The 23,548-nt window shown below is 71.8% G+C and carries 24 protein-coding genes and 1 riboswitch; of the genes, 11 read left to right on the forward strand and 13 right to left on the reverse strand.

The genetic code is table 11. From position 1 onward, the window contains the following. Positions 1–187 precede the first annotated feature (187 nt). The 3 genes from rsgA to J5X86_RS20405 form a co-directional block, all read right to left on the reverse strand. Complete coding sequence (gene rsgA, locus J5X86_RS20395; protein WP_208518187.1) at positions 188–1,195, reverse strand: ribosome small subunit-dependent GTPase A; 1,008 nt, start codon at positions 1,193–1,195, stop codon at positions 188–190. Between the two features lie 12 nt (positions 1,196–1,207). After that, the gene (gene aroA / locus J5X86_RS20400; RefSeq protein WP_208518188.1) at positions 1,208–2,584 is read right to left on the reverse strand and encodes a 3-phosphoshikimate 1-carboxyvinyltransferase; all 1,377 of its coding nucleotides are present in this window, start codon (positions 2,582–2,584) and stop codon (positions 1,208–1,210) included. A 138-nt stretch (positions 2,585–2,722) separates the two neighbouring features. After that, entirely contained in the window at positions 2,723–3,436 is a 714-nt protein-coding gene (locus J5X86_RS20405; protein ID WP_078643485.1) for a M50 family metallopeptidase, read from the reverse strand. Positions 3,437–3,484: 48 nt separating this feature from the next. Between J5X86_RS20405 and J5X86_RS20410 the strand changes: the two genes are divergently transcribed. From J5X86_RS20410 to J5X86_RS20430, 5 genes are all read left to right on the forward strand, one after another. Next, positions 3,485–4,303, forward strand: a complete 819-nt coding sequence (locus J5X86_RS20410) for an SOS response-associated peptidase (protein WP_208518189.1) — start codon at positions 3,485–3,487, stop codon at positions 4,301–4,303. Further along, complete coding sequence (locus J5X86_RS20415; RefSeq protein ID WP_208518190.1) at positions 4,303–4,971, forward strand: alpha/beta family hydrolase; 669 nt, start codon at positions 4,303–4,305, stop codon at positions 4,969–4,971. The genes J5X86_RS20410 and J5X86_RS20415 overlap by 1 nt, the downstream gene beginning before the upstream one ends. Before the next feature lie 302 nt (positions 4,972–5,273). Continuing rightward, positions 5,274–5,963, forward strand: coding sequence for a sigma-70 family RNA polymerase sigma factor (locus J5X86_RS20420; protein ID WP_043235475.1), 690 nt, complete (start codon positions 5,274–5,276; stop codon positions 5,961–5,963). Beyond that, the gene (rsrA, locus tag J5X86_RS20425; protein ID WP_078643487.1) at positions 5,960–6,277 is read left to right on the forward strand and encodes a mycothiol system anti-sigma-R factor; all 318 of its coding nucleotides are present in this window, start codon (positions 5,960–5,962) and stop codon (positions 6,275–6,277) included. Before J5X86_RS20420 ends, rsrA begins: the two co-directional genes overlap by 4 nt. Positions 6,278–6,581: 304 nt before the next feature. After that, positions 6,582–8,042, forward strand: a complete 1,461-nt coding sequence (locus tag J5X86_RS20430; RefSeq protein WP_208518191.1) for an HD-GYP domain-containing protein — start codon at positions 6,582–6,584, stop codon at positions 8,040–8,042. 161 nt (positions 8,043–8,203) lie between these two features. Here J5X86_RS20430 and J5X86_RS52000 read toward each other — a convergent pair whose 3' ends face one another. After that, positions 8,204–9,136 carry a hypothetical protein gene (locus J5X86_RS52000; RefSeq protein ID WP_208518192.1) on the reverse strand — a complete coding sequence of 311 codons (933 nt, stop codon included), beginning with the start codon at positions 9,134–9,136 and terminating at the stop codon, positions 8,204–8,206. Between J5X86_RS52000 and J5X86_RS20440 the strand changes: the two genes are divergently transcribed. The 3 genes from J5X86_RS20440 (at position 9,107) to def (ending at position 12,658) form a co-directional block, all read left to right on the forward strand. Further along, on the forward strand, positions 9,107–10,342 hold the full coding sequence (locus J5X86_RS20440; RefSeq protein WP_208518193.1) for an HD-GYP domain-containing protein: 1,236 nt from the start codon (positions 9,107–9,109) through the stop codon (positions 10,340–10,342). The two genes, J5X86_RS52000 and J5X86_RS20440, sit on opposite strands and share 30 nt — an antisense overlap. Positions 10,343–10,575: 233 nt before the next feature. Then, positions 10,576–11,562: a hypothetical protein gene (locus J5X86_RS20445; protein WP_014054791.1), complete on the forward strand. Its 987-nt coding sequence runs from the start codon at positions 10,576–10,578 to the stop codon at positions 11,560–11,562. A 466-nt stretch (positions 11,563–12,028) separates the two neighbouring features. Continuing rightward, positions 12,029–12,658, forward strand: coding sequence for a peptide deformylase (def, locus tag J5X86_RS20450; protein ID WP_208518194.1), 630 nt, complete (start codon positions 12,029–12,031; stop codon positions 12,656–12,658). A gap of 59 nt (positions 12,659–12,717) precedes the next feature. On the opposite strand, the gene J5X86_RS20455 is transcribed toward def, so the two are convergent. The 5 genes from J5X86_RS20455 to J5X86_RS20475 all read right to left on the reverse strand — a co-directional run bounded on the left by J5X86_RS20455 (position 12,718) and on the right by J5X86_RS20475 (position 17,708). Then, on the reverse strand, positions 12,718–13,734 hold the full coding sequence (locus J5X86_RS20455; protein WP_208518195.1) for a ribonucleotide-diphosphate reductase subunit beta: 1,017 nt from the start codon (positions 13,732–13,734) through the stop codon (positions 12,718–12,720). After that, positions 13,734–16,148, reverse strand: coding sequence for a ribonucleoside-diphosphate reductase subunit alpha (locus J5X86_RS20460; RefSeq protein ID WP_208518196.1), 2,415 nt, complete (start codon positions 16,146–16,148; stop codon positions 13,734–13,736). Before J5X86_RS20460 ends, J5X86_RS20455 begins: the two co-directional genes overlap by 1 nt. A gap of 135 nt (positions 16,149–16,283) precedes the next feature. Then, positions 16,284–16,427: riboswitch (cobalamin riboswitch) on the reverse strand. Between the two features lie 194 nt (positions 16,428–16,621). Further along, on the reverse strand, positions 16,622–17,128 hold the full coding sequence (locus tag J5X86_RS20465; RefSeq protein WP_208518197.1) for a GNAT family N-acetyltransferase: 507 nt from the start codon (positions 17,126–17,128) through the stop codon (positions 16,622–16,624). Between the two features lie 84 nt (positions 17,129–17,212). Further along, positions 17,213–17,380 (reverse strand): hypothetical protein, encoded by a 168-nt coding sequence (locus tag J5X86_RS20470; RefSeq protein ID WP_208518198.1) that lies wholly within the window; start codon positions 17,378–17,380, stop codon positions 17,213–17,215. Positions 17,381–17,420: 40 nt separating this feature from the next. Further along, entirely contained in the window at positions 17,421–17,708 is a 288-nt protein-coding gene (locus J5X86_RS20475; RefSeq protein WP_014054797.1) for a hypothetical protein, read from the reverse strand. Between the two features lie 463 nt (positions 17,709–18,171). Here J5X86_RS20475 and J5X86_RS20480 point away from each other — a divergent pair, with 463 nt between their 5' ends. Both J5X86_RS20480 and J5X86_RS20485 read left to right on the forward strand, forming a co-directional pair. Continuing rightward, on the forward strand, positions 18,172–19,098 hold the full coding sequence (locus J5X86_RS20480; RefSeq protein ID WP_208518199.1) for an IPT/TIG domain-containing protein: 927 nt from the start codon (positions 18,172–18,174) through the stop codon (positions 19,096–19,098). A gap of 130 nt (positions 19,099–19,228) precedes the next feature. After that, the gene (locus J5X86_RS20485; protein ID WP_208518200.1) at positions 19,229–19,894 is read left to right on the forward strand and encodes a nitroreductase; all 666 of its coding nucleotides are present in this window, start codon (positions 19,229–19,231) and stop codon (positions 19,892–19,894) included. On the opposite strand, the gene J5X86_RS20490 is transcribed toward J5X86_RS20485, so the two are convergent. Continuing rightward, a complete protein-coding gene (locus J5X86_RS20490) occupies positions 19,875–20,768 on the reverse strand; it encodes a helix-turn-helix domain-containing protein (protein ID WP_208518201.1) in 894 nt (297 codons plus the stop codon). The two genes, J5X86_RS20485 and J5X86_RS20490, sit on opposite strands and share 20 nt — an antisense overlap. 143 nt (positions 20,769–20,911) lie before the next feature. Here J5X86_RS20490 and J5X86_RS20495 point away from each other — a divergent pair, with 143 nt between their 5' ends. Next, complete coding sequence (locus J5X86_RS20495; protein WP_208518202.1) at positions 20,912–21,928, forward strand: aldo/keto reductase; 1,017 nt, start codon at positions 20,912–20,914, stop codon at positions 21,926–21,928. A gap of 159 nt (positions 21,929–22,087) precedes the next feature. Here the strand turns inward: J5X86_RS20495 and J5X86_RS20500 are convergent, their stop codons facing one another. Genes J5X86_RS20500 through J5X86_RS20510 form a run of 3 tightly spaced genes read right to left on the reverse strand, consistent with a single transcriptional unit; the run spans position 22,088 to position 23,531 of the window. Beyond that, positions 22,088–22,771, reverse strand: coding sequence for a hypothetical protein (locus J5X86_RS20500; RefSeq protein WP_208518203.1), 684 nt, complete (start codon positions 22,769–22,771; stop codon positions 22,088–22,090). After that, positions 22,756–23,064: a hypothetical protein gene (locus J5X86_RS20505; protein WP_208518204.1), complete on the reverse strand. Its 309-nt coding sequence runs from the start codon at positions 23,062–23,064 to the stop codon at positions 22,756–22,758. The genes J5X86_RS20500 and J5X86_RS20505 overlap by 16 nt, the downstream gene beginning before the upstream one ends. Further along, positions 22,992–23,531, reverse strand: a complete 540-nt coding sequence (locus J5X86_RS20510) for a DUF6333 family protein (RefSeq protein WP_208518205.1) — start codon at positions 23,529–23,531, stop codon at positions 22,992–22,994. The genes J5X86_RS20505 and J5X86_RS20510 overlap by 73 nt, the downstream gene beginning before the upstream one ends. Positions 23,532–23,548: the final 17 nt, after the last annotated feature.

Below are 23,548 nucleotides of genomic sequence, written 5' to 3' on the forward strand. Positions count from 1 at the left end.
GCTGCCGTCGCCCGGGACCCGCCCGGTCGCCTGGACTCCTTGATGCGATTATCCATTTACCGTCCCGGGCGGACGGCAAACACGCTCCCCAGGAGGCGTCCGGCGGATCTTGACGTCTGCGGCGGGCTGTTCCCCTCCCCGCCCCTGGTGAGGGGAAGGGCAGGGGGAAAGACCCGCCGGACTGGCCCTAGTCGCCCTCCCGCCGCTCCCGGGTCGCCAGCAGCCGTCGCAGGGAGTACAGCCGGGCCGGTTCGGCGTGGCCGTCGGCCACCCACTGGTCCAGCGCGCAGTCCGGCTCGTCGTGGCTGCAGGCGCGCGGACAGCCCTCGGTGCCCGGCTCCAGGTCCGGGAAGGCGTTGATGACCCGCGCCGGGTCCACATGGTGCAGCCCGAAGGACCGCACGCCCGGGGTGTCGATCACCCACCCCTTGGTGTCCGGCAGGGGCAGCGCGAGCGCGGAGGTGGTGGTGTGGCGGCCGCGGCCGGTGACCGCGTTCACCCGGCCGGTGGCCCGCTGGTGGTCCGGGACCAGCGCGTTCACCAGCGTCGTCTTGCCCACGCCCGAATGACCGACGAAGACCGTGATCCGGTCCGTCAGCCGCTCCCGCACCCGGTCTGCGGCCTCGCCGTCGGCCAGCTCGTCGCGGCTGGTGACGACGAAGGGGACGCCGAGCGGCTCATAGGTCTTCAGCATCTCCTCGGCGGGCGCCAGATCGGACTTGGTGAGCACGAGCAGCGGCTCGAGCCCCGCGTCGAAGGCGGCCACGAGACACCGGTCGATCAGGCGCGGGCGCGGTTCCGGATCGGCGAGCGCGGTCACGATCGCGAGCTGGTCGGCGTTGGCGACCACGACCCGCTCGTACGGATCGTCGTCGTCGGCGGTCCGGCGCAGGACGGAGGAGCGCTTCTCGACCCGTACGATCCGGGCGAGCGTGTCCTTGTCGCCGGAGAGATCCCCGACGACCGCGACCCGGTCGCCGACGACGACGCCCTTACGGCCGAGCTCGCGGGCCTTCATGGCGGTGATGGTGCGGTCCTCGACCAGGACCGTGAGCCGGCCGCGGTCGATCGTCAGCACGAAGCCCTCGGCGGCGTCCTCGTGCTTGGGGCGGATGTTGGTGCGCGGCCGGTTGCCCTTGCGATTGGGGCGGACCCGAACGTCATCCTCGTCGGTGTGCTTGCCGTAGCGGCGCATGAGTCCAGGCTCTCAGGATCTCCGCGCCGAGGTCGTCGTCGCGTCGAGCATCCCGGACCACAGGCCGGGGAAGTCGGGAAGGGTCTTGGCGGTGGTGGCCACGTTCTCGACCAGCACGCCGTCGACGGCGAGGCCGAGTACGGCGGCGGCGGTGGCCAGCCGGTGGTCCTCGTAGGTGTGGAAGATCCCGCCGTGCAGCGGCCGGGGGCGGATCCGCAGTCCGTCCTCGGTCTCGGCGACGTCCCCGCCGAGCTCGTTGATCTCCTTGGCGAGGGCGGCGAGCCGGTCGGTCTCATGGAGCCGCAGATGCGCGATGCCGCGCAGTACCGATTCGGAGTCGGCCAGCGCCGCGACCGCCGCGATCACCGGGGTGAGCTCGCCGACCTCGTGCAGATCGGCGTCGATCCCGGTGATCCGGCCCGTTCCGGTGAAGGTCAGACCGGCGTCGGTGAGCTCGTAGGAACCGCCCATCTCGGTGAAGATCCGGCGCAGTTCGTCCCCGGGCTGGGTGGTGCGCTCCGGCCAGTCGGGGATGGTCACCCGGCCGCCGGTGACCAGGGCGGCGGCCAGGAACGGCGCCGCGTTGGACAGATCGGGCTCGACGACCAGGTCGCGGCCGAGCAGCGCGCTCGGCGCCACCCGCCAGACGCCCCGCTCGCCGCCCGCCTCCGCGGTGTCCACCCGCGCGCCCGCCGCGCGCAGCATGTCGACGGTCATCCGGATGTGCGGCAGGGAGGGCAGCGCGGCGCCGATGTGGCGCACCTCGACGCCCTGGTTGAAGCGCGGCGCGGACAGCAGCAGAGCGCTCACGAACTGGGAGGACGACGAGGCGTCGATGCGGACCGGGCCGCCGTCCAGCGCCCCGCCGCCGTGCACGGTCATCGGCAGCGCGCCGCGGCCGTCGTCGTCGATGCGGGCGCCGAGGGCGCGCAGCGCGTCGATCACGCCGTGCAGCGGGCGCTCATGGGAGCGGGGGTCGCCGTCGAAGTGGACGGGGCCGTCGGCCAGGGCGGCGACCGGCGGCAGGAAGCGCATCACGGTGCCGGCGTTGCCGACGTCGATGGTGGCCGGGCCGTGCAGCCCCGCCGGGATGACCCGCCATGCCTCTCCGCCGCCGGAGGGGCCGCCCGAGCCGAGGGCGCCGTCGGACACCGTCTCCTCGATGCCGACGCCCATGGCGCGCAGGGCGGCGGCCATCAGGAGGGTGTCGCGGGAGCGGAGCGGGCGGCGCAGCCAGCCGGGTTCGGCGGCGAGCGCGGCCAGGATCAGACCGCGGTTGGTAACCGACTTGGATCCGGGCACGGTGACGGTCGCGTCCACCGCTCCATCGGCGGTCGGAGCGGGCCAGAGGGCGGTGTGATCGCCCGGGGAGGTCTCAATGCCGGTCATGGGTCTCACTTTAGTGGTTCGCCCGGAGTGCCAATCTTGATCGAAAGTGGTGAAACCCAGTCGAAACACGGCGCTGCTACCGGGCGCCGAGGGTCGCGCACTATGCGCCGGGGGTGGCGCGCCGGACGCGCGTACGGGTCACAGCCCCAGCAGCCAGCGCCCGCCGGCGAGCAGCGAACACAGCGAGACCACGTGGAAGAGCAGCAGCCAGGCGCCGGCCGGAATGCCCGTCAGCCGGGCCAGTTGGTCGGGGTCGGAGTCGTACGCGCCCCCGTGCCGGCGTTTGCGCTGGAGCTCGAAGGGCGGACGCACACCGCCCAGGAGGAGGAACCAGACCACGGCATACGCGAACCCCGCCTGGACGTCCGGCCCGGTCAGCCAGGAGACGAGGAAGAAGGCGGCTCCGCTGATGACGACCGTAAGGACGCCATACGCGTTGCGGATCATCACCAGCATCGCGACCAGCAGCGCCGTCGTCCCCCACAGCAGCAAGGTGATGTGGTTCGCCGCCAGCAGCCAGGCGCCGCCGAGGCCGAGCAGGGAGGGGGCGGTGTAGCCGGACGCCGCCGTGAGGATCATGCCCAGGCCCGTGGGCTTGCCGCGGGAGACGGTCAGCCCCGAGGTGTCCGAGTGCAGCCGTATGCCGTCCAGCCGCCGCCCGCTGAGCAGGGCGACCAGGGCGTGGCCGCCCTCGTGGGCGATCGTGACGGCGTTACGGGCTATTCGCCAGGCGGTACGGAAGACGACGACCGCGAGCGCGACCACACCGGTGGAGACGACCAGCCAGGTGGTGGGGTCGGGCTGGGCGCCGGTCACTCGGTCCCACAGATCGGCGGCGTTCGTTGCGTCCATGTGCGGGCGGCTCCTCGCGTCGGTAGGGGTCGTGGCAGTGTGGCACCTATGTGCGGTCGATACGCAGCGAGCCGGAGGCCGGAGGATCTCGTCGGGATCTTCGGAGTGGAGAAGTGGGAACCGGAGGAGACTCTGGCGCCGGACTGGAACGTCGCGCCCACCAAGGACGTGTACGCGGTGCTCGAACGCCCTCTTAAAGACGCCGACGAGCCGCGCCCGGTTCGCCAGCTCAGGGCGCTGAAGTGGGGGCTCGTGCCCTCCTGGGCGAAGTCGCCCGAGGGCGGCGCGAAGATGATCAACGCACGGGCCGAGACCGTGCACGAGAAGCCCTCCTACCGGCGCCCGTTCGCCTCCCGGCGCTGCATCCTGCCCGCCGACGGCTACTACGAGTGGGTCACCGCGGCGCAGGAGCGGCAGCTTGAGGAGAAGGGCAAGCGCAAGCGGCCCCGCAAGCAGCCGTACTTCGTGACCCCGGTGGACGGCTCGGTGATGGCCATGGCCGGGCTGTACGAGTTCTGGCGGGACCGGACGCTGCCGGACGATCATCCGCGGTCGTGGTGGGTGACCTGCACGGTGATCACGACCGAGGCGGACAAGGAGCCCTTCGGGGGCGGGAGCCACGACGAGGGGCCGCGGTCGCTGGCCGAGATCCATCCGCGGATGCCGCTGGTTCTCAACCAGGACCGCTGGGCCTCCTGGCTGGATCCCGCCCGCACCGACCCCGACGACCTGCTGCCGCTGCTGGCGCCGCCGCCCTCCGGGCTGCTGCGGGCCTATCCGGTGGCGACCGGGGTGAGTGATGTCCGTAACAACGGCCCCGAGCTGCTCGATGAGCTCGAGGCCCCGGAGGAGGGCACGCTGTTCTGATGGCCGCCAAGAAGACGGAATCGCCCGAGGTGACGACCGAGACGGTGCCGACCCCGGCCGGGGACGCCCGGATCACCTGGCACCACGCGCCCGGCGCCCATGCCCTGCTCGCCGCGAGCCACGGCGCCGGCGGGGGCATCGAGGCACGCGACCTGCGCGCGCTGGCCGCGGCGCTCCCCGGGTGCGGGGTGAGCGTGGCGCTGGTCGAGCAGCCGTGGCGGGTGGCGGGCAAGAAGATCGCGCCCGCGCCCTCGACCCTGGACACCGGATGGCGCGCCCTGTGGCCCGCGCTGGAGAAGGCCGGGCTGCCGATCGTGGCGGGCGGCCGCAGCGCCGGGGCGCGGGTGGCCTGCCGGACCGGCCGGGAGCTGGGTGCGAAGGCCGTGCTGGCGCTGTCGTTCCCGCTGCACTCACCGGGCAAGCCGGAGCGCTCCCGGGCCGATGAGCTGCTGGCCACGGGGGTGCCGACGCTGATCGTCCAGGGCGGCCGGGACCCCTTCGGACGGCCGGAGGAGTTCCCGGAGCTGCCCGCGGACATGGAGCTCGTGACGGTGCCGTACGGCGATCACGTCTTCGGTCTGCCGAAATCGGCGGATCTCGACGAGTCCGCGGCGCTCGCCCTGATCACCGGCGCCGTCGCCGACTGGCTGCCGCGCGCCCTGGCCTGACCTGCACGGGCCGGGGGAGGCGGGGCCGGGCGCCGGGCGCGGGAATGCGACGGAGGGGTCCCGTGTTGAAAGGGCCGTTGGTGCTCACCGTGTAAGAGGCACCGATACGCGGAATACGAGGAAAGGGAGTTCCCCGCATGGGTTCGCTTGCTTGCCCGGCCCGTCCGCACGGCGCTGACCTCGACTGGTCGCAGCTGCAGGCGGCACAGGCTGTGAAGATCGGAGCGGCGGGCGCACCGGATCGTCGTCTATTCTCCGATTCGAGCGGGTCCACATCCGGACCCGACGCGAAGCTGGAGGAGGTGGGTCAGGTCACTGGGACCGACGCAGGGACCGACGGCGTTACCGAGGGAGAGCCGGTCGAGCGGTCGCAGGAGACGTCCTCGGAGCGCAACGCGCGCTTCGAGCGGGACGCCCTTGCCTTCCTTGACCAGATGTACTCGGCCGCGCTGCGGATGACGCGGAACCCGGCCGACGCCGAGGACCTGGTGCAGGAGATGTACGCCAAGGCGTACGGGTCCTTCCACCAGTTCCGCGAGGGCACCAACCTCAAGGCGTGGCTGTACCGCATCCTGACCAACACCTTCATCAACTCGTACCGCAAGAAGCAGCGGGAGCCCCAGCGCAGCGCGGCCGAGGAGATCGAGGACTGGCAGCTCGCCCGTGCCGAGTCGCATATGTCGACCGGTCTGCGGTCCGCCGAGTCGCAGGCCCTCGACCACCTGCCCGACTCCGATGTCAAGGCGGCCCTTCAGGCCATCCCCGAGGAGTTCCGCATCGCGGTCTATCTCGCGGACGTCGAGGGCTTTGCCTACAAGGAGATCGCGGACATCATGGGTACACCCATCGGTACGGTGATGTCCCGACTGCACCGTGGGCGCCGCCAGCTGCGCGATCTGCTGGAGGACTACGCCCGTGGGCGCGGGCTGGTCCCCGCGGGCGCGGCCGCCGGGGCGGACGAGTCGCACGATCGGAAAGGCGCGGACTCATGAGCTGCGGAGAGCCGCATGAGACGGACTGCTCCGAGGTTCTCGATCATCTCTACGAGTTCCTCGACCACGAGATGCCGGACGGCGACTGCGCCAAGTTCGAGGTGCATTTCGACGAGTGCTCTCCGTGCCTGGAGAAGTACGGCCTCGAGAAGGCCGTGAAGAAGCTCGTGGCGCGGTGCTGTGGCCAGGACGACGTGCCCAGCGACCTCCGCTCGAAGGTCATGGGGCGGATCGAGCTGATCCGCTCCGGGCAGGTGGTGCCCGAGCGTGAGGTCACCGCGGAGACGAACGCTCCGACCACCGCCCAGGAGTGACCCCCGGCCTTGAGCGCCGGTGGATCGTCCCTCGATGACCGTTCGTCGATCGACTGTCCGTTGATCGACTGTCCTTCGACCGTCCGTCGATTGACCGTCCGCTGATCCTCAACCGGCCGGGTGACCGTCAAGGGCCGGGCGTGTTTCCGGCCCCACCTTCGGTGATCAGATCATCACTCGAAGGGGTGTAATCGGACAGTCCCTCCGATCTCATCCGCCCCAGTCCGGCCTAAGCTCCCCAACCACCTGACCCGCCTCGTCCTAGAGGGGCGGCGCAACGGACGTGGATGGGGAGGAGGACACCGTGCGGGCACTTCCCTACGGGGCGCGCGCCTATGTCCTGTGCGCCGTGCTCGCCGGGGGGCTCTGCGCCGCCCCGGCCGTACGGCCCGGAGCGGCCGTCTCCTGGGCCACGGCCGCCCTGCTCGCCGTGGTGCACGCGGTGGGCTCAAGGGTCCGCGCCCGCTGGTCCGAATGGTGCAGCCCCGTCCTTCTGGCCGGGGCTTTTCTGCTGCCGCCCGCCGCCGCGGCGCTGGTCGCCGTGCCCGGTGCGCTGCTCGCCCGCGTCGAGCGGCCCCCGGCCGGGACGCGGCGGGCCTGGCGCGCCGCACGGCTCTCGCTGGCCGTCTGGGCCGCCTCGTGCGCCTTCGCGGCTCTGGGCGGCCCTCGGGCCCTCAGCGCCCTGTGGGCGCTCGGTGGCGGCGTCCAGGACCCCGTTGCGCAGCTTGCCGCCGCCGAGGCATCCGGTACGCCCGGCTTTGCGTACGCCCTGGCGGCCGCCGTCGCCGCCGCGCTCGTCCTGGGGCTGACCGCCACCGCCCTGGAGGGCGGGGTGCTGGTCACCGCTGAGCGCCACTCCCCGCGCGCCGCCTGGTGCGGCCGGCTGCCCGGCGCGCTCGCCCCGTATCTGGTGCACGGGCCCGCCGGGCTCGCCATGGCGGTGCTCTGGCGCAGCCCTTACGGACCGGCGGCGGCCCTGCTGGTGCTGCTGCCGATGTACGTCTGCGCCTGCGGCTTCGTGCTCTACCGCCGCGAGAGCGCCGCCCATCAGGCCACCATCCGGGCCCTGGTCCAGGCGGTCGACATCAAGGACCGCTACACCCGGGGCCACAGCGAGCGCGTCGGCCGGGCCTCCGCGATGATCGCCCGCGAGCTGGGCATGAGCGGCGACCGGCTGGAGGGGGTGCGGATCGCGGGCATCCTCCACGACGTGGGCAAGCTCGGTGTGCCCACCCGGCTGCTGCGGAAGAACGGCCCGCTCACCCCCGATGAGCGCCGGGTGATCGAGCTCCACCCCGAGTACGGCGACGAGATGGTGCGCGGCATCGGCTTCCTGGGCGAGGCGCGGGCCGCGATCCTCCACCACCATGAGCGGCTGGACGGCAGCGGCTATCCGTACGGGCTCGCCGGGGCGCAGATCCCCGAGTTCGCCCGGGTGGTCGCGGTGGCGGACGCCTTCGACGCGATGACCTCGACGCGTACGTACCGCAGGGCCCGGCCGGTGGACACGGCCGTGGAGGAGCTGAAGCGGTGCGCGGGATCGCAGTTCGACCCCCGGATGGTGCGGGCCCTCAGCACCGCCCTGGACCGCCACGGCTGGCATGCGGCGGTCACCGCGGACGCCCCCGAGGAGCGCGGAAACGTCCCGCCAGATCCCCTGAGCCCGCCGCTGGAGCTGCCGCCCCTGGTGCGCGCGGCGGCCTCCGGCCCGGCGGACGACCCCGAGCCCCGCCCCGGCCGCGGCGGCCCTGGCGGTGCGCCATGAGCCCCACCCAGGACCCGCCCGCCGCACCCGGCCCGGACGGCCCGGACCGGGACCCCCGGCCCGGGCGGCGCTCGCGCCGCGCCGTCCCGAACGGCCTCGCGCCCGGGACGGCCCCCGTACGGGCCGGGAGAGAGCCCGGCCCGCCTGGTGCCCCGGACGCCTCAGGCGCCCCGGATGTCCCGGAAGCCTTGGACGACAGCGAGGCCCGCGGCCCGGACCGCCCCGGACCGCGCGACCGGGACGAGAGCGCGGCCCAGTGGCCATCCAGGGCGGCCCGCCCCGCCCCGGCACCGGCCGCACCCCGCCTCCCGAACGCCCTCCGCGGGAGCCTCGGCTGGCTCGCGGAACGACACGACCGAGCCCTCCACCGCGCCCGCCGACAACAAGGCGAGACCGCGCCCGCCTGTGAGGAGGCCCGGCCTACGGCCGCCGACGAGGGCGGTGGTCCGGCCGCGGACCGCGAGGGGGGCGGCGCTGCGGGCGTTCCTAAGGGGGGCCGGGGCGAGAACGTCCACGAGGAGGGCCAGGGCGCGGGCGTCCGTAAGGGAGGCAAGGACGAGAACGTCCGCGAGCAGGGCCAGGGTGCGGGCGTCCCCGAGGGAGACCAGGGCGCAGGCGCCCGCCAGGCGAGCCGTGATGCAGGCGTTTGCGGGAAGGGCCGTGGCGCGGGCCTCCCCGAGGGAGGCAGGGGCGCGGGGGGTCGCGAGGAAGGCCGCGGCGCGGCCGTCTGTAAGGGAGTCCAGGGCGCGGCCGTCCGTAAGGGCGACCAGGGCGCAGGCGTCCGTGAAGAGGGCCGGAGCGCGGGCGTCCGTAAGGGCGGCGTGGGCGTCGTCCGTAAGGGCGGTGCGGGCGTACGTCGGGCGAGCCGCGGCGCGGGTGTCCGTAAGGGCGGCGTGGGCGTCCGCTGGGCGGGCCGCAGCGCGGGTGTCCGTAAGGGAAGCCGGGGTCCGGGCTACCGCGACAGGGGCGTGGGCGCCCGGGGTCGACGGCGGGAGCGCATATCGGGGCGCCGTTGCGGCGGCCTTACCGTCGTCGCCGTCTACGGCGCGGCCGGGGCGCTTGCCGTGGTCGCGCTTGTGTGGACCGAGTGGCATGGGGTGCGGCAGCCGGAGGCGGCGCTGGCCTTCGGGGCGCTCATCGCCGTAGGGGAGGCGATCCGGTGCGTGGAGGCACCGCCCGCGCTTCCGGGGGGCAGTGGGGTGCCCGATCCACGTGGTGAGCCCGCGCCCGTCGCCGCCGCGGGCGCCCTCGGCTACGCCCTGCTCGGGCGGCTCGGCGGGGAGCCGACCACACACGGTGTCCTCCAGGTGGTCACCGTCGTCGTGGCCGCCTCCCTGGCCGGGCTGGTGGCGCCGCTGGCGCTCGGCTGCCCGGTCGACCCCGGCCACACCGCCCGCCGGGTGCTGACCGTCGCGTTCGCCGCCATCTGCTTCCAACCGCTGCACCGGACCGGCCTCTTGGCCTCCTGGTTCGGCCACAGCCCGTATCTCGTGGGCTATTTGCTCGCCCTGCTGGCCCTGACCGCTCTGTGCGACGCGGTCCTGGCCGCCGCCCTCGCCCGCGCCCGTACCGGCTGGCCTTACGGACCGCTGCTCCGCGACGAGCTGCGTTCGCTGCCCGGCGTGGCGGCGGCCGTCTGCGCGACCGCGGTGGTGATGCCGCTCACCGTGGCCGTCGCCGGGCTGTGGCCGGTGCCGGTGCTGGCGGTGCCGCTGCTGCTGATCCAGTACTCCTACCGCCGCTACGCGGGGATACGGGCCACCTACCGCCAGACCATCGCCTCCTTGGCCCGGTCGACCGAGATAGCCGGGTACACCCCGACGGGCCACGCCCGTGAGGTGGCCGCGCTGAGCCGGGCGGTCGGGCGTGAGCTGGGGCTCTCCGAGCCGCGGCTGACCGTGCTGGAGTACGCGGCGCTGATGCACGACATCGGCCAGCTCTCGCTGCTGGACCCGGTGCCCGCCGGGGCCACCGAGCCGCTGCCCGCCGCCGAGCAGCGCAAAATCGCGCTGCTCGGCGGCGCTGTGGTCCGCCAGACCGGGGTACCCGCCGAGGTGGCACAGGTCGTGGAGCGCCAGGCGGACCCGTACCGCGAGCAGCCGCTCGCCGCGCGTATCGTGCGCGCGGTGAACGCGTATACCGAGCTGGTCAGCGGGCCAGGGGCCGAGGGCGCGGCCGGGGCTGCGGCCCTGCGCGCCCTGGAGCGGCTGCGGCTGGCCACGGCGCGCGACTTCGACCCCATCGTGGTCGAGACGCTCGCCACGGTGCTGTCGCGCCAGGTGTACGGCCGGCCTCGGTGAGAACTCGCCGGTAATAAGCGGGGCTCCCGAGGGGCATGGTTGGATGCGAGGAGAGGGGTGCCAGGCCGAATGGCCGGTGGCAAGGAGGTGTGGAGGGCTTCGCATCCCGGCCGGAGGGTGAGGGGCCGGGCTGAGATGTCCGCGAATGTGTGGCAGGTTGTCTTCGAGGGAGGGCGACGCCGTCCGCGAAGGCATCTGGTACGGGACGACTTCGATACCGGCAGGCGGGAATCGTGAAGATCTTCGGCAAGGTACGGCACCGGCCGTCCGCCTCATGGCGGCAGGCCACGGACCGTGCGTTCACGCTCATCGGCGACGGCCGGTACGAGGACGCGGGAGCGCTGCTGACCCGCGCCGCCGACCTGGAGCCGTGGCTGTCGGAGTCCTGGTTCAACCTGGCGCTGCTGCACAAGTTCCGGCACGACTGGGAGCAGGCGCGCGCCGCGGGGCTGCGGGCGGTCGCGCTGCTGGACCGCGAGACGGGCGCTCCGGACTGGTGGAACGTGGGAATCGCGGCCACCGCGCTGCAGGACTGGCCGCTGGCCCGCCGCGCCTGGCAGGCGTACGGGCTGAAGGTGCCCGGAGAGGCGTCCGCGTCCGGGGAGCCGCTCGGCATGGAGCTGGGCAGCGCGGCGGTGCGGCTGTCCCCGGAGGGCGAGGCCGAGGTTGTCTGGGGCCGCCGGCTGGACCCGGCCCGGATCGAGGTGCTGTCCATCCCGCTGCCGTCGTCCGGGCGGCGCTGGGGCGAGGTGGTGCTGCACGACGGCGTACCGCACGGTGAGCGCGTGACCTCCGCGGGCCCCTCGTACCCGGTCTTCGACGAGATCGAGCTGTGGGCGCCGTCCCCGGTGCCGACCTGGGTGGTGCTGCTGGAGGCGGCCACCGAGGCCGACCGGGACGCCCTGGAGCGGCTCGCGGCGGACGCGGGCTTCGCGGCCGAGGACTGGTCGTCGTCGGTGCGGCTGCTGTGCCGCTCCTGCTCGGAGAGCCGGATGCCCAGCGACGAGGGCGAGGGCGAGCATCTGGACCCGCACGACCACAGCGAACCGGGCCACCCCGGGCCGCTGGGCCACCGTATGGCGGGCTCGGGCTCGCTGTGGGTCCCCGAGCGCGAATGCGGGATCGCGGCGCCCGGCGGGCTGGTGCGGGGGCTGCTGGACGGCTGGGTCGCCGACAGCCCGGACACCCGTGAGTGGCGGGACCTGGAAGAGGTCTGCTGACCGCCTGGCGGCTGGCGGATCGTGCCGCCTGCGGCGGGCTGTTCCCCTCCCCGCCCCTTCCCGAAACTGTGGCTCCGCCCCAGACCCCGAGCCGGGCGGGCCGGACGTGTGCGGGGGCTGCCCGGTCATCCACCGTGCCGGCGTGCCGACCGCGATCAGCCTGCTGGTGCAGGCACTCGCGGCGGCGACGGCCGGTTCCCCGCTCCCAGGAGCCAGGTGGGAAGTGAAACCGGGGCTCCGCCCTTGACCCCATGTCCTGGCCGGTGAGCTGATCGCGGCGACGGTCGGGTCGTCGGCCTCCCGGGGGCCCGGGGGGCGGGGCCCCGGTCGTGGGAAGGGGCGGGGAGGGGGGAAGATCCGCCGGAGGCGGCCCGTTCACAGCGCGTAAGCACACCGCGCCCGGGCGCGTCGTGCCCGTACCCTGTAGGGCGACGCATCACGGTTGAGGGAAGGCACACGGCGGACGATGTCGCAGCAAGGGACGAAACAGCAGGTGGTCGACGATTTCATCGTGGACACGGAGGACTGCGAGGAGCGTGAGCGGGCCTTCCGCGAGCGCGGCACCGCCCGCCCGATCACCGTTTACGGCAACCCGGTCCTGCACAAGGAGTGCCGGGACGTGACCGTGTTCGACGAGGGGCTGGCGCGGCTCGTCGACGACATGTTCGCCAGCCAGCGGGCGGCGGAGGGCGTGGGCCTGGCCGCCAACCAGATCGGTGTCGACCTTAAGGTCTTCGTCTACGACTGCATGGACGACGAGGGCGTTCGCCATGTGGGCGTGGTGTGCAACCCGGTGCTGGAGGAGCTGCCCGCCGACCGCCGGGTGCTGGACGACTCCAATGAGGGCTGTCTGTCGGTTCCCACGGCCTACATGGAGCTGGCCCGCCCCGACTACGCGGTGGTGCGCGGCCAGGACCTCGACGGCGAGCCGATCGCGGTGCGTGGCACCGGCTACTTCGCGCGCTGTCTGCAGCACGAGACCGACCACCTGTACGGCTACCTGTACATCGACCGGCTCTCCAAGCGCGACCGTAAGGATGTGCTGAAGCAGATGGCCGAGGGCACCGCCCGCTATGAGACGGTGCCCAACGACTGAGTGTGCCGTACCTCACAGGGCGGGCCGGACCCACGCGGGGTCCGGCCCGCCCTGTGGCATCAGAAGTCGTCGTCGAAGGCGACCGAGCCCTCGACCGCGACCTGGTAGGCCGAGGCGCGGCGCTCGAAGAAGTTGGTCAGCTCCTGGACGTTCTGCAGCTCCATGAAGGAGAACGGGTTCTCCGAGCCGAAGACCGCGGGGAAGCCGAGGCGCATTAGGCGCTGGTCGGCCACGCACTGCAGATACTCCTGCATCGACGCGGTGTTCATGCCCGGCAGCCCGTCCCCGCACAGATCGCGGGCGAACTGCAGCTCCGCCTCGACGGCCTCCTTGAGCATGTCGGTGACCTGCTGCTGGAGTTCGTCGTCGAAGAGGTCCGGCTCCTCCTCGCGGACGGTGTCCACGACCGAGAAGGCGAACTCCATGTGCATCGACTCATCGCGGAACACCCAGTTGGTGCCCGTCGCTAGGCCGTGCAGCAGCCCGCGCGAGCGCAGCCAGTACACGTACGCGAAGGCGCCGTAGAAGAACAGCCCCTCGATGCAGGCCGCGAAGCAGATCAGGTTGAGCAGGAAGCGGCGGCGGTCCTCCTTGGTCTCCAGCCGGTCGATCTTCTCCACCGAGTCCATCCAGCGGAAGCAGAACTCCGCCTTCTCTCTGATGGAGGGGATGTTCTCGACGGCGGCGAAGGCCGCGGCGCGGTCGTCCGGGTCGGGGAGGTAGGTGTCCAGCAGCGTCAGATAGAACTGGACATGCACCGCCTCCTCGAAGAGCTGCCGCGACAGATACAGCCGCGCCTCGGGGGAGTTGATGTGCTTGTAGAGCGTCAGCACCAGATTGTTGGACACGATCGAGTCGCCGGTCGCGAAGAAGGCGACCAGACGGCCGATCAGATGCTGCTCACCGGGGGAGAGTTTGGCGAGGTCGGTGACGTCGGAGTGGAGGTCGACCTCCTCCACGGTCCAGGTGTTCTTGATCGCGTCGCGGTAGCGGTCGTAGAACTCCGGGTACCGCATCGGCCGCAGGGTGAGTTCGAAGCCCGGGTCGAGCAGGTTCTTCTGGGATGTGGGGGACATTACTGGCAGGCCTCGCAGGACTCGGGGTTTTCCAGGGAGCAGGCGATCGCGTCGGCCTCGGCCGGAGCCTGCTGTACGGGGATGGGGGCGGGCGCGGGCGCGGTGGCCGCGGCGCCGCCGCCACGGGCGCTCTGGGCGATCCGGGTGGCCGGACGCGAGCGCAGGTAGTACGTGGTCTTGATGCCGCGCTTCCAGGCGTACGCGTACATCGAGCTGAGCTTGCCGATGGTCGGCGAGGCCATGAAGAGGTTCAGCGACTGGCTCTGGTCGAGGTACGGGGTGCGGGCCGCCGCCATCTCGATCAGGGCGCGCTGCGGGATCTCCCACGCGGTGCGGTACAGGTCTCGTACGTCCGCGGGCACCCAGGAGAACTCCTGGACCGAGCCGTTGGACTCGCGCAGCGCCTCGCGGGTCTGGGCGTCCCAGACGCCCAGCTTCTTGAGGTCGTTCACCAGATAGGAGTTGACCTGCAGGAACTCCCCGCTGAGCGTTTCGCGCTTGAAGAGGTTGGAGACCTGCGGCTCGATGCACTCGTAGACGCCCGCGATGGAGGCGATGGTGGCGGTCGGCGCGATCGCCAGCAGCAGTGAGTTCCGCATCCCGGACTTCGCCATCCGGGTGCGCAGCGCCTCCCAGCGCTCCGGCCAGGTGGCCACCGCGTCCGTGTAGTGGTCCGGGTGCAGCACACCGCGCGCGGTGCGGGTCTCGGACCAGGCCGGGTGCGGGCCGTGGCGCTCGGCGAGCTCGCAGGACGCCTCGTACGCGGCGAGCATGATGCGCTCGGAGATCCGCGTGGAGAGCGCCTTGGCCTCGGGCGAGTCGAACGGCAACCGCAGCCGGAAGAAGACGTCCTGCAGCCCCATCAGGCCCAGACCCACCGGGCGCCAGCGGGAGTTGGAGGCCCCGGCCTCGTCCGTGGGGTAGAAGTTGATGTCCACCACGCGGTCGAGGAAGGTCACGGCCGTGTGGACGGTGGCGTCGAGGCGCTCCCAGTCCAACTGCCCGTCCTCGTCCAGGTGTGCGGCGAGGTTGACCGAGCCGAGGTTGCACACGGCGGTCTCGCCGTCGTTGGTGACCTCCAGGATCTCGGTGCACAGATTCGAGGAGTGGACGACCCTGCCGGGCTCGGCGGTCTGGTTGGCGGTGCGGTTGGCGGCGTCCTTGAACGTCATCCAGCCGTTGCCGGTCTGCGCGAGGGTGCGCATCATCCGGGCGTACAACTGCCGCGCCGGGACCTGCTTGACCGCCCGCCCCTCGGCCTCGGCTTTCCGGTACGCGGCGTCGAACTCGTCGCCCCACAGGTCCACCAGATCGGGCGCGTCGACCGGGGAGAACAGCGACCAGTCGGCGTCCGCCTCGACCCGGCGCATGAACTCGTCCGGGATCCAGTGGGCGATGTTCAGGTTGTGGGTCCGGCGGGCCTCCTCGCCGGTGTTGTCCCGCAGCTCCAGGAACTCCTCGAGGTCCGCGTGCCAGGTCTCCAGGTAGACGCAGGCCGCGCCCTTGCGCCGGCCGCCCTGGTTGACGGCGGCCACCGAGGCGTCGAGTGTGCGCAGGAACGGCACGATGCCGTTGGAGTGCCCGTTGGTGCCCCGGATCAGCGAACCGCGCGCCCGGATACGGGAGTAGGACAGGCCGATGCCGCCCGCGTGCTTCGACAGCCGTGCCACCTGGTGGTAGCGGTTGTAGATCGAGTCCAGCTCGTCCAGCGGCGAGTCCAGCAGATAGCAGGACGACATCTGCGGATGCCGGGTGCCGGAGTTGAACAGCGTGGGGGAGCTGGGCAGATACGACAGCGTGCTGGTCAGCCGGTACAGCTCGGCCACATCGTCCAGCGCCCGCTCCGAGAGGTTCTCGGCGAGCCCGCAGGCCACCCGCAGCAGGAAGTGCTGCGGGGTCTCGATCACCTGACGGGTGATGGGGTGGCGCAGCAGATAGCGGCTGTAGAGGGTGCGCAGTCCGAAGTAGCCGAAGCGCTTGTCGGCGCCGTCGGCCAGGGCCCGCTCCACCAGCGCGTCCAGCCGTGCGGCGTGGGCGGCGGCGAACTCCGCGGTGGAGTCGGCGAGCAGGCCCTCACGGTGGCCCACCTGGACGGAGGTGGAGAAGGAGACCGCGCCCTGCCCGGCCGCCTCCTCCGTGATGGTGAGCGCCAGCAGCCGCGCGGCCAGCCGCGAGTATTCCGGCTCCTCGGCGATCAGCCCGGCCGCCGCCTCGGTCGCCAGGCCACGCAACTCCGCCTCGTCCGAGCCGGGATGGCGGCCGCGCAGGGCGGCGGCCGCGACCTTACCGGGGTCGGTGGCAGGCAGGTCGGCGGTGAGTCCGGTGAGGGTCCGCAGCAGGGCGGTTCCGGGCGCGTCGTGCGCTGCCTGAGAAACCGCCTGCTCTGAAACCGGATCTGCGGGCGCGATGGTCACTGAGGTGCTCTCCCTCGCTCGGCCGGGGCCACGAGGGGGTGCGATGGGCGCGTACGGGCATGCCGATGCCGCACTCCTCGTACGTCAGGCACACCACGCAGCGTCCATCGGCCCAACCCTCGAGGCCGGGGGACGTGTTCACACAGGGCCGTCGGCAGGTGCTCGGACTTACGGGCACGCCGCATAAGCGCACACGTACACCGTTGCGGGACAGTTCCGGATTCCCACCGGATTCCCCTGCGGCGACAGCGAGGACGAGCATACATCTTGTGTCGGCCGACGCACGCACCCCCATATCTTGTGTCGCGAGGTGCGGAGTTTCGCATGAATGTGCTAATGCGTTCCGGAGGTGGCCCGTGACCTGGGGCCCGTGGCAGCCCGCAGCCGGGCGCGCACGCGAACCCGTAGCCCGGCACACGAGCCCGTGACCCGGCGCGCGCGAGCCCATGGCCCAGGACGCGCGCCGCCAGTCGTCACAGCTCCACGGTGAACGCCCACAGGGTGAGCTCCAACTTGGCTATCGGCGACCAGTCCCGCTCCGGGGCCCGCACAAACCCCAGCCGCTCGTACAGCCGGTGGGCGGCGGTCATGGACTGCTGGCTGCTGATCACGATCCGCCGCAGCCCCAGCGCGCGCCCCCGGTCCAGGCAGGCGCGCACCAGCGCCTCGGCCGCCCCGCGCCGCCGCGACTCCGCCCGCACGGCCAGCATCCGGAACTCGCCCTCGCCGGGCCGGGCCAGCTCCGCATACGCCCCGCCGTACACCGCGAACGCCACGGCCCCCAGCACCTCGTCACTCGCCGCGTCCGCCGCGACCAGCAGCTCGGCCTCGGCGGCCCGGCGCCGGGCGTCGCGCAGGGGGGTGAGATATGGATCACTGTCGCCGAAGTCCAGGAGCCCGTCCCCGAGATACACCTGGGCGGTGAGCTCGCCGATCCCGTCCAGCTCCTCGTCCCGCGCGTGCCTGATCGTGATGTCCATGGCCGCAGTCTGCCGCACACCACTGACAGCCGGGCCGCCATGCGTCCGGCGCCGGTCTTCGCCGTCACTCGCAGCTCTGCGCCGTCACTGGGCGGTGGTGTTGATCACTCCGGTGGAGCCCGCGCGCTTGTTGGCGGCGTCGGCTTCCTGATAGGTGAAATAGCGCCGGACCGTGCCGTCCGGGAGCGTCAACTCGTAGACGACAACGGGTTGCGGGCCCCCACGTGCCCCTCCGCCGCAGTTGCAGGCCATGGCTGCCGTTCCTTTCCCTGGAGTCCAGTACGGGTCGGTGTCAGTCCAGCCACCGCGAGGCGACCCCGGCGAGGTAGGAGAGCGTCAGGGCGGTGGCCGGGAGGTGGAACCACGCGGTGGTGTGCAGCAAGGAGGCGTAGACGGCGATGGCGGCGGCGACCCAGGTGCTGGTGCACCAGCCGCAGTTGACGAGGTAGGAGGGCCGGGAGTCGTCGCCGAAGCGGTCGGCGACCCAGGTTCTGAACCCCGCCGCCAGCGTGTCCTTGGTGATGAAGCGGGTGATACGGCAGGTGGTGCCGAGGGCGAGGAGGAACGCGGCGAGGCTCATCGGATCGCTCCCTCCCCGGGTGGTCCCGCACGGGTTGGCACTGCCGATGTCACTCATTAGAGGCACGGTGGAGGACGGCAGGCCATACTCCGGCCGCGCGTTCCCCCGAATAGCGGAGCGCTTGTCATACAAGCTCGCCGCCAGGCGCGCCCAGATGCGCCAAACGAGTGATGGCAGCCCCGGAACCTTGAGTGACGGGGGTGGGCGTGGATAACTGGAAACGTGCCGCCGAGGCTTCCCCATACCTCGTCGGCCATCCAGGAGCCGGGCGTTCGTCCCGTAGCTCCGCTCTCATCCGGCGCATCGCTTCCGCGCCCTGACCGGCCGCCCGGCGGCTTTCCGTTCCTCCGGTGCCGGCCTGCCTCGACCGCGCGGCGACGACGAGGCGTTGACCAGCGGCTTGCCCACGACATCGGCATGCCGTCGGCGCATATCACCCGAACCCTTCCCGGGAGGACCAACCATGACCTCGACCGCTCTCGCGACCGCCGCCCCCACCGCGGCCAACTGGCCCCCGTCGCAGGTGGGACCGCCGTTGCTGCTGTCCGTGGTGCCCAACTCGGGCCCCGCCGCCGGTGGGAACCTCGTCCAGCTCAACGGGCAGAACCTGCGCAACGTCATCAGCGTGACCTTCGGCGGCGTGCCCGCCCAGATCGTCAGCCAGAGCAGTTCCGGTGGCGGCGGCTGGGATGGTGACTGGGGCGGCGGCTGGGGCGGCGGTGGCTGGCCCGGAGGCGGCTGGCCGGGCAATCCCACCAACGACATCGTCGTGGTGATAGCCCCGCCGCACGCGCCCGGGTCCGTCCAGGTCCTGGTCACCACCACTGTCGGCACCAGCAACAGCCAGGTGTACACCTACGTGGCGCCGACGCCGCCCACCGCCTTCTCCATCACCCCGACCGTGGGACCGACCACCGGCGGCACCCTGTACTTGATCACGGGCACCAACCTGACCGGGGTCACCAGTGTCACCTTCGGCGCGAACCCCTCGGCGATCCTGACCATCAACCCGGGCGGGACCGGCCTGGTCGGCATCACCCCGGCAGGTCCGCCCGCGGGCGGTAACGTCACCGTCACGCTGAGCGGCCCCAACGGGACCACCACCGTCCCCGGCGGTTTCACCTACTTCGTCACGCCGCCCGCCCCGGTGCCCACCAACATCACGCCCAACACCGGACCTATCGCCGGCGGCACCGCGTTCACCATCAACGGCACCAACCTCGGCAGCGTGCTGGGCGTGCTGTTCAACGGCGTCGCCGCCACCGGTGTGACCGCCACCGCCACCACGGTCACCGGCACCACCCCGGCCGGGGTGCCCGGCACCGCGACCGTCACGCTGGTGACGGCCTTCGGGACCGTCACCGTCCCCGGCGGCTTCCTCTACGTCTGACGCGCACATCCGGCCGAACCGCGCCGGTCACCGGGCCCCCTTCCGTCGGGGCCCGGTGACCGGCGACGTCCGTTCGAGCTGCTGAGGACTCACCGGTCACCTTTCGTCGCCCTCGACCGTCAAGGACGACATGGATGTCTACGAAGCGATCACGAGCCGACGAGCGGTGCGCGGGTTCACGGACGAGCCGGTCTCGAGGGAGGTGCTCGAGCGGGTCCTCTCCGCCGCCGCCCGCTCACCGTCCGGCGGAAACCTCCAGCCATGGCGGACATATGTGGTGACCGGCGCCCCGCTGGCCGAGCTCAAGAAGCGCACCGCCGAGCGCGTGGCCGCGGACGATCCCGGGGACGAGCGTGAGTACCCGATGTACCCGCCCGAGCTGCCGAGCCCGTACCGCGAGCGCCGCGCCGAGGCCGCCGAGCGGCGCTACGCCGCGCTCGGTATCCCACGGGAGGATCAACGGGCGCGCCACAGGGCCGTCGCCGCCAACTGGGACTGCTTCGGCGCGCCCACCGCTCTGTTCTGCTACCTCGACCGCCGCATGGGACCGGCCCAATGGGCCGACGCGGGCATGTGTCTGCAGACCGTCATGGTGCTGCTTCGCGCCGAGGGACTGCACAGCTGCGCCCAGATGGCGTGGTCGGTGTACCGCCGGACCGTCGCGGAGGTCGTGTCACCGCCGGAGGGGCTGGTCCTGTTCTGCGGGATGTCGATCGGCTACGAGGATGCCACCGTGCCGTACGCCCGCACGGACCGGGCCCCGCTCACCGAGACGGTCACCTTTCTCGGCGACTAGGGGCGTCCGGTTGTGCGGCTGGCGCCGGGTGCTGCGGGGACCGGGACCAGCTGGCCAGCAGCTTCAGGCGGTCCGCGGAGGGGGACCCTGGTTCGGCGGTGGAGACGCCCAGGGTCTGCTCGGGGTCGTCGGCGGGGGTGAATGCCTCGTAGCCCAGGACGAGGTCGCCGACGACGGGATGGTGGTAGCGCTTGGTGCCGTGGGTGCGCTGGAACACGTCGTGGCTGGCCCACCAGTGGCGAAAATCCGCGTCCTGGACGGAGAGTTCGCCGATGAGCTCGGCCAGGGCGGGGTCATGCGGGTGACGTCCTGCGTACAGGCGAAGTGAGGCGACGATGGCGCGGGCGGCGTCTTCCCAATCGGCGTACAGGGTCCGGTAGTGGTCGTCGAGGAAGACCAGGCGGGCCATGTTGCGGCTGCGGGCGGGCAGGGCCTCGAAGTCCGTGTACAGGGCGCGGGCGAGATGGTTGGCGGCCAGGACGTCCATGCGGCGGCCGTAGACGAGGGCGGGGACGTCGGTGAGGCTGTCGAGCAGCAGTCGCAGACCGGGGCGGACGCGCTGCGGGGGCAGCGGGCGAGGACGGGTGCGGGTCGGTTTGGCGATCCGGACCAGGTGGGCGCGCTCCAGATCGTTGAGGCGCAGGGCGCGGGCGATCGCGTCCAGGACGGATGCGGAGACGTTGAGGTGGCGTCCGCGCTCCAGGCGGATGTAGTAGTCGACGCTGACGCCGGCGAGCTGGGCGACCTCCTCGCGCCGTAGGCCCGGAACGCGGCGGGTGCCGGGCTGGGGTGCCAGGCCCGCCTCCTCGGGGGTGATCTTCGCGCGGCGCGAGCGGAGAAAATCCCGCAGCTCGCTGTTCGGTTCCTGGGCCATACCACCACCGTAGACCGGGGTGACCTGGGGAGTAGCTGCGCCAGAGGGGGTTTGTTGGACCCCCGGTCAGAGCGGGTCTCCCACCCCGGCCGCGAGCGGTGCTCGGCTGGTGGAAAGCAAGCACGCACCTGGAGGAACCCCTGATGAAGCGCAGGATTCTCGGCGGCACCGGCATGTCGGTGAGCGAATACGCACTCGGCACGATGATGTTCGGCGCGATGGGCAACACCGACCACGACGAGTCGGTCCGCATGATCCACACGGCACTGGACGCCGGGATCAACCTCATCGACACCGCCGACGTGTACTCCGGCGGCGAGTCGGAGATGATCGTGGGCAAGGCACTGAAGGGCCGCCGCGATGACATCGTCCTGGCCACCAAATTCGGGCTGGCGATGGGCGAGGACCCCAACCGGGGCGGCGGCTCGGCCCGCTGGATCCGCCGCGCGGTGGAGGACAGCCTGCGCCGCCTGGACACCGACCACGTCGACCTGTACCAGATGCACCGCCCGGACCCGCACACCGACATCGACGAGACCCTCGGCGTCCTGTCGGACCTGGTCCGGGCCGGGAAGGTCCGGGCCATCGGCGGCTCGTTCTTCTCCCCCGAGGAGATCGTGCAGGCCCAGTGGACGGCCGAACGCCGCGGCCACCACCGTTTCCGCACCGAGCAGCCGCCGTACTCGATCCTCACCCGCGGGGTGGAGAGCCGGGTGCTGCCCACCGCCCAGCGCTACGGCATGGGCGTGCTGACCTTCGGCCCGCTCAACTCCGGCTGGCTCTCAGGCCGCGCGGATCCCACCGCCGGGCACCGCAGCGCCGGCGCGGGGGCGAAGATGTTCGATCTCACCCAGCCGGGCGTACAGGCCAAGGCCGACGCCGTGCGCGAACTGACCGCTCTGGCCGCTGAGGCCGGCCTGCCGCTGCCTCATCTGGCCACCGCTTTCGTCCGTGCCCATCCGGCGGTCACCGCGGTACTCATCGGCCCGCGCCGCCCCGAACAGCTGACCGACCTCCTCGCCGCGGCCGACGTAGAACTCGGCGACGACATCCTCGATCGCATCGACGAGATCGTCCCGCCCGGCGTCGACGTGAATCCCGGCGACTTCTACATCGACCCCACCCCGCCGATCACCGACAAACGCCTGCGCCGCCGCTGATCTTCACCGTGGACACCCGCCGACGACCAGCGTGAGTATCCCGCCCACCCCTCACACCAGACCCATGACCTGCAACTTCACGATGCACAGTGCGTACTGGTCGGCCGGGCCCCCCTTTTCCGAGGGCCCCGGCCGCGTGTTGATGTGGGTGGAAACCGCCTAGCTGTCCTCAGTGCTCCTGCGGCGCCGCATCCACCACACCAGTGTTCCGCCGACCGCCGCGAGAGCCCCGGCGATGCCCGCGATCAGATCCACAGGGGTGTCGGATCCGGTGTCGGCGAGGTTCCCGTCCGGGTCCTTGGTGGCCGGGGGCTGACTGGCGTCGCCGCCGCCCGGGGTGGACGGGTCGGGCGCCGGAGTGGTCGGCTGGTCGGTCGGTTTGTCCGTGGGCTTGTCCGTGGGAGTCGGGGTCGGTGTCGGGGTGGGGTCGTCGCCGCCGGGGAGCTTGCCGGAGGTGCCTCCGAGGTAGGTGGTCTCGGTGTCCTGGTAAGTCGTCTCGGCGCCGGTGGAGGTCTTCGTGGTCTTGTCCAGGCCGCGGTGCTCGAGGTTGAACTGGGTGCGGGTGATGTTCCGCTTGGGGGCCTTGGAGAAGTCCACGCCGCCGACGGTGATCACCCAGACCTCCTGGCCCTTGGTGAGTTCGTACTTGAACTCGCCTTCGGTGAAGATCTTCCGGTACTTGTCGAAGACCTGCTGCTTGTCCCAGTCCTGGTTGGGGGCGCGCAGATGATGTTGTGGAAGTCGGTCGGCGACACCGCGTCCTTGCGGCGGATGTACTCGGCCGCGACGCGGGCGTTGTAGACCCGGCGCAGGTCGGCGTACTGCGGCTAGGTGTTGATCCACTTCTCGACGAGCGGGACCACGGTGTTGTGGAGGACGCGTTCGTTCTGCTCGATCTCGGCCTTGGTGAGGTCGTCGGCGCAGGAGTTGCCGCCGCCGGGGCCGGGGGTGTTGATGTCCATGTATTCCGACTTGAGCTTCAGCGGGGCGTCGAGGATGTAGACGCCGCCGTCCTGCTCACGGACCTTGGCCGTCTTGGGCTCGATCCAGTTGCGGCCGGAGTTCAGGCAAGGCCAGCCGTTGCGCTTGACCAGGCCGTCCCACGCGGCCTTACCGGTTTCGGTCTTGGGGTCCATGGCCTTGAAGAAGTCGTGCTTGAGGCGGAGGTCGGCCTCCAGCAGTACGCGACCGGCGTCGCGTCGGCGCCCGGAAGGTCCATGCCCGCGGCGGCGACGATGACCGCGTCGGGGTAGCGCTCGGCGAGCGCATTCGCCTGCTCCTCGATGGGGAAGCTCTCGGACAGGCTGATCAGGGCAGGGTCGTTGATCTGGATGACGCCGCCCCAGCAGCCGACCCGGATCACATCCAGGTCGGCGCGGGTGTCCACCTCGATGAGTTCGGTGACGGGAATCGTCCCTTGGCCGTCCAGGACCCGGTCGACGGTGCCGAACGCTTCCGCGAACGACCGCGCCCGTGCCTCATCGTGGGCCTCCAGCACGCCATCGGGGCCGGGGAACGGCGGGTGCACGACGGTCAGGGTGAACTCGCCGTGCCGCTCCACGGGTTCATCGGCGGGGTAGTCCCACAGGGTCTCGTCAGACATGGACGACACCGTAGCGG

This window comes from Streptomyces sp. NEAU-YJ-81, from assembly GCF_017592595.1.
Lineage (GTDB): Bacteria > Actinomycetota > Actinomycetes > Streptomycetales > Streptomycetaceae > Streptomyces > Streptomyces hygroscopicus_B.

What these genes read in the sequence shown, in the direction of transcription:
- J5X86_RS20410 (WP_208518189.1), top strand. Translation starts at nt 3,485, where the DNA reads ATGTGCGGTCGATACGCAGCGAGCCGGAGGCCGGAGGATCTCGTCGGG.
- rsrA (WP_078643487.1), top strand. Translation starts at nt 5,960, where the DNA reads ATGAGCTGCGGAGAGCCGCATGAGACGGACTGCTCCGAGGTTCTCGAT.
- J5X86_RS20475 (WP_014054797.1), bottom strand. Translation starts at nt 17,708, where the DNA reads ATGAGCCTCGCCGCGTTCCTCCTCGCCCTCGGCACCACCTGCCGTATC.
- J5X86_RS20485 (WP_208518200.1), top strand. Translation starts at nt 19,229, where the DNA reads ATGGATGTCTACGAAGCGATCACGAGCCGACGAGCGGTGCGCGGGTTC.
- J5X86_RS20495 (WP_208518202.1), top strand. Translation starts at nt 20,912, where the DNA reads ATGAAGCGCAGGATTCTCGGCGGCACCGGCATGTCGGTGAGCGAATAC.
- J5X86_RS20510 (WP_208518205.1), bottom strand. Translation starts at nt 23,531, where the DNA reads ATGTCTGACGAGACCCTGTGGGACTACCCCGCCGATGAACCCGTGGAG.
- J5X86_RS20480 (WP_208518199.1), top strand. Translation starts at nt 18,172, where the DNA reads ATGACCTCGACCGCTCTCGCGACCGCCGCCCCCACCGCGGCCAACTGG.
- J5X86_RS52000 (WP_208518192.1), bottom strand. Translation starts at nt 9,136, where the DNA reads ATGCCACTCGGTCCACACAAGCGCGACCACGGCAAGCGCCCCGGCCGC.
- J5X86_RS20490 (WP_208518201.1), bottom strand. Translation starts at nt 20,768, where the DNA reads ATGGCCCAGGAACCGAACAGCGAGCTGCGGGATTTTCTCCGCTCGCGC.
- def (WP_208518194.1), top strand. Translation starts at nt 12,029, where the DNA reads ATGTCGCAGCAAGGGACGAAACAGCAGGTGGTCGACGATTTCATCGTG.
- J5X86_RS20405 (WP_078643485.1), bottom strand. Translation starts at nt 3,436, where the DNA reads ATGGACGCAACGAACGCCGCCGATCTGTGGGACCGAGTGACCGGCGCC.
- J5X86_RS20415 (WP_208518190.1), top strand. Translation starts at nt 4,303, where the DNA reads ATGGCCGCCAAGAAGACGGAATCGCCCGAGGTGACGACCGAGACGGTG.
- J5X86_RS20505 (WP_208518204.1), bottom strand. Translation starts at nt 23,064, where the DNA reads ATGGACCCCAAGACCGAAACCGGTAAGGCCGCGTGGGACGGCCTGGTC.
- J5X86_RS20455 (WP_208518195.1), bottom strand. Translation starts at nt 13,734, where the DNA reads ATGTCCCCCACATCCCAGAAGAACCTGCTCGACCCGGGCTTCGAACTC.
- rsgA (WP_208518187.1), bottom strand. Translation starts at nt 1,195, where the DNA reads ATGCGCCGCTACGGCAAGCACACCGACGAGGATGACGTTCGGGTCCGC.
- J5X86_RS20465 (WP_208518197.1), bottom strand. Translation starts at nt 17,128, where the DNA reads ATGGACATCACGATCAGGCACGCGCGGGACGAGGAGCTGGACGGGATC.
- aroA (WP_208518188.1), bottom strand. Translation starts at nt 2,584, where the DNA reads ATGACCGGCATTGAGACCTCCCCGGGCGATCACACCGCCCTCTGGCCC.
- J5X86_RS20470 (WP_208518198.1), bottom strand. Translation starts at nt 17,380, where the DNA reads ATGGCCTGCAACTGCGGCGGAGGGGCACGTGGGGGCCCGCAACCCGTT.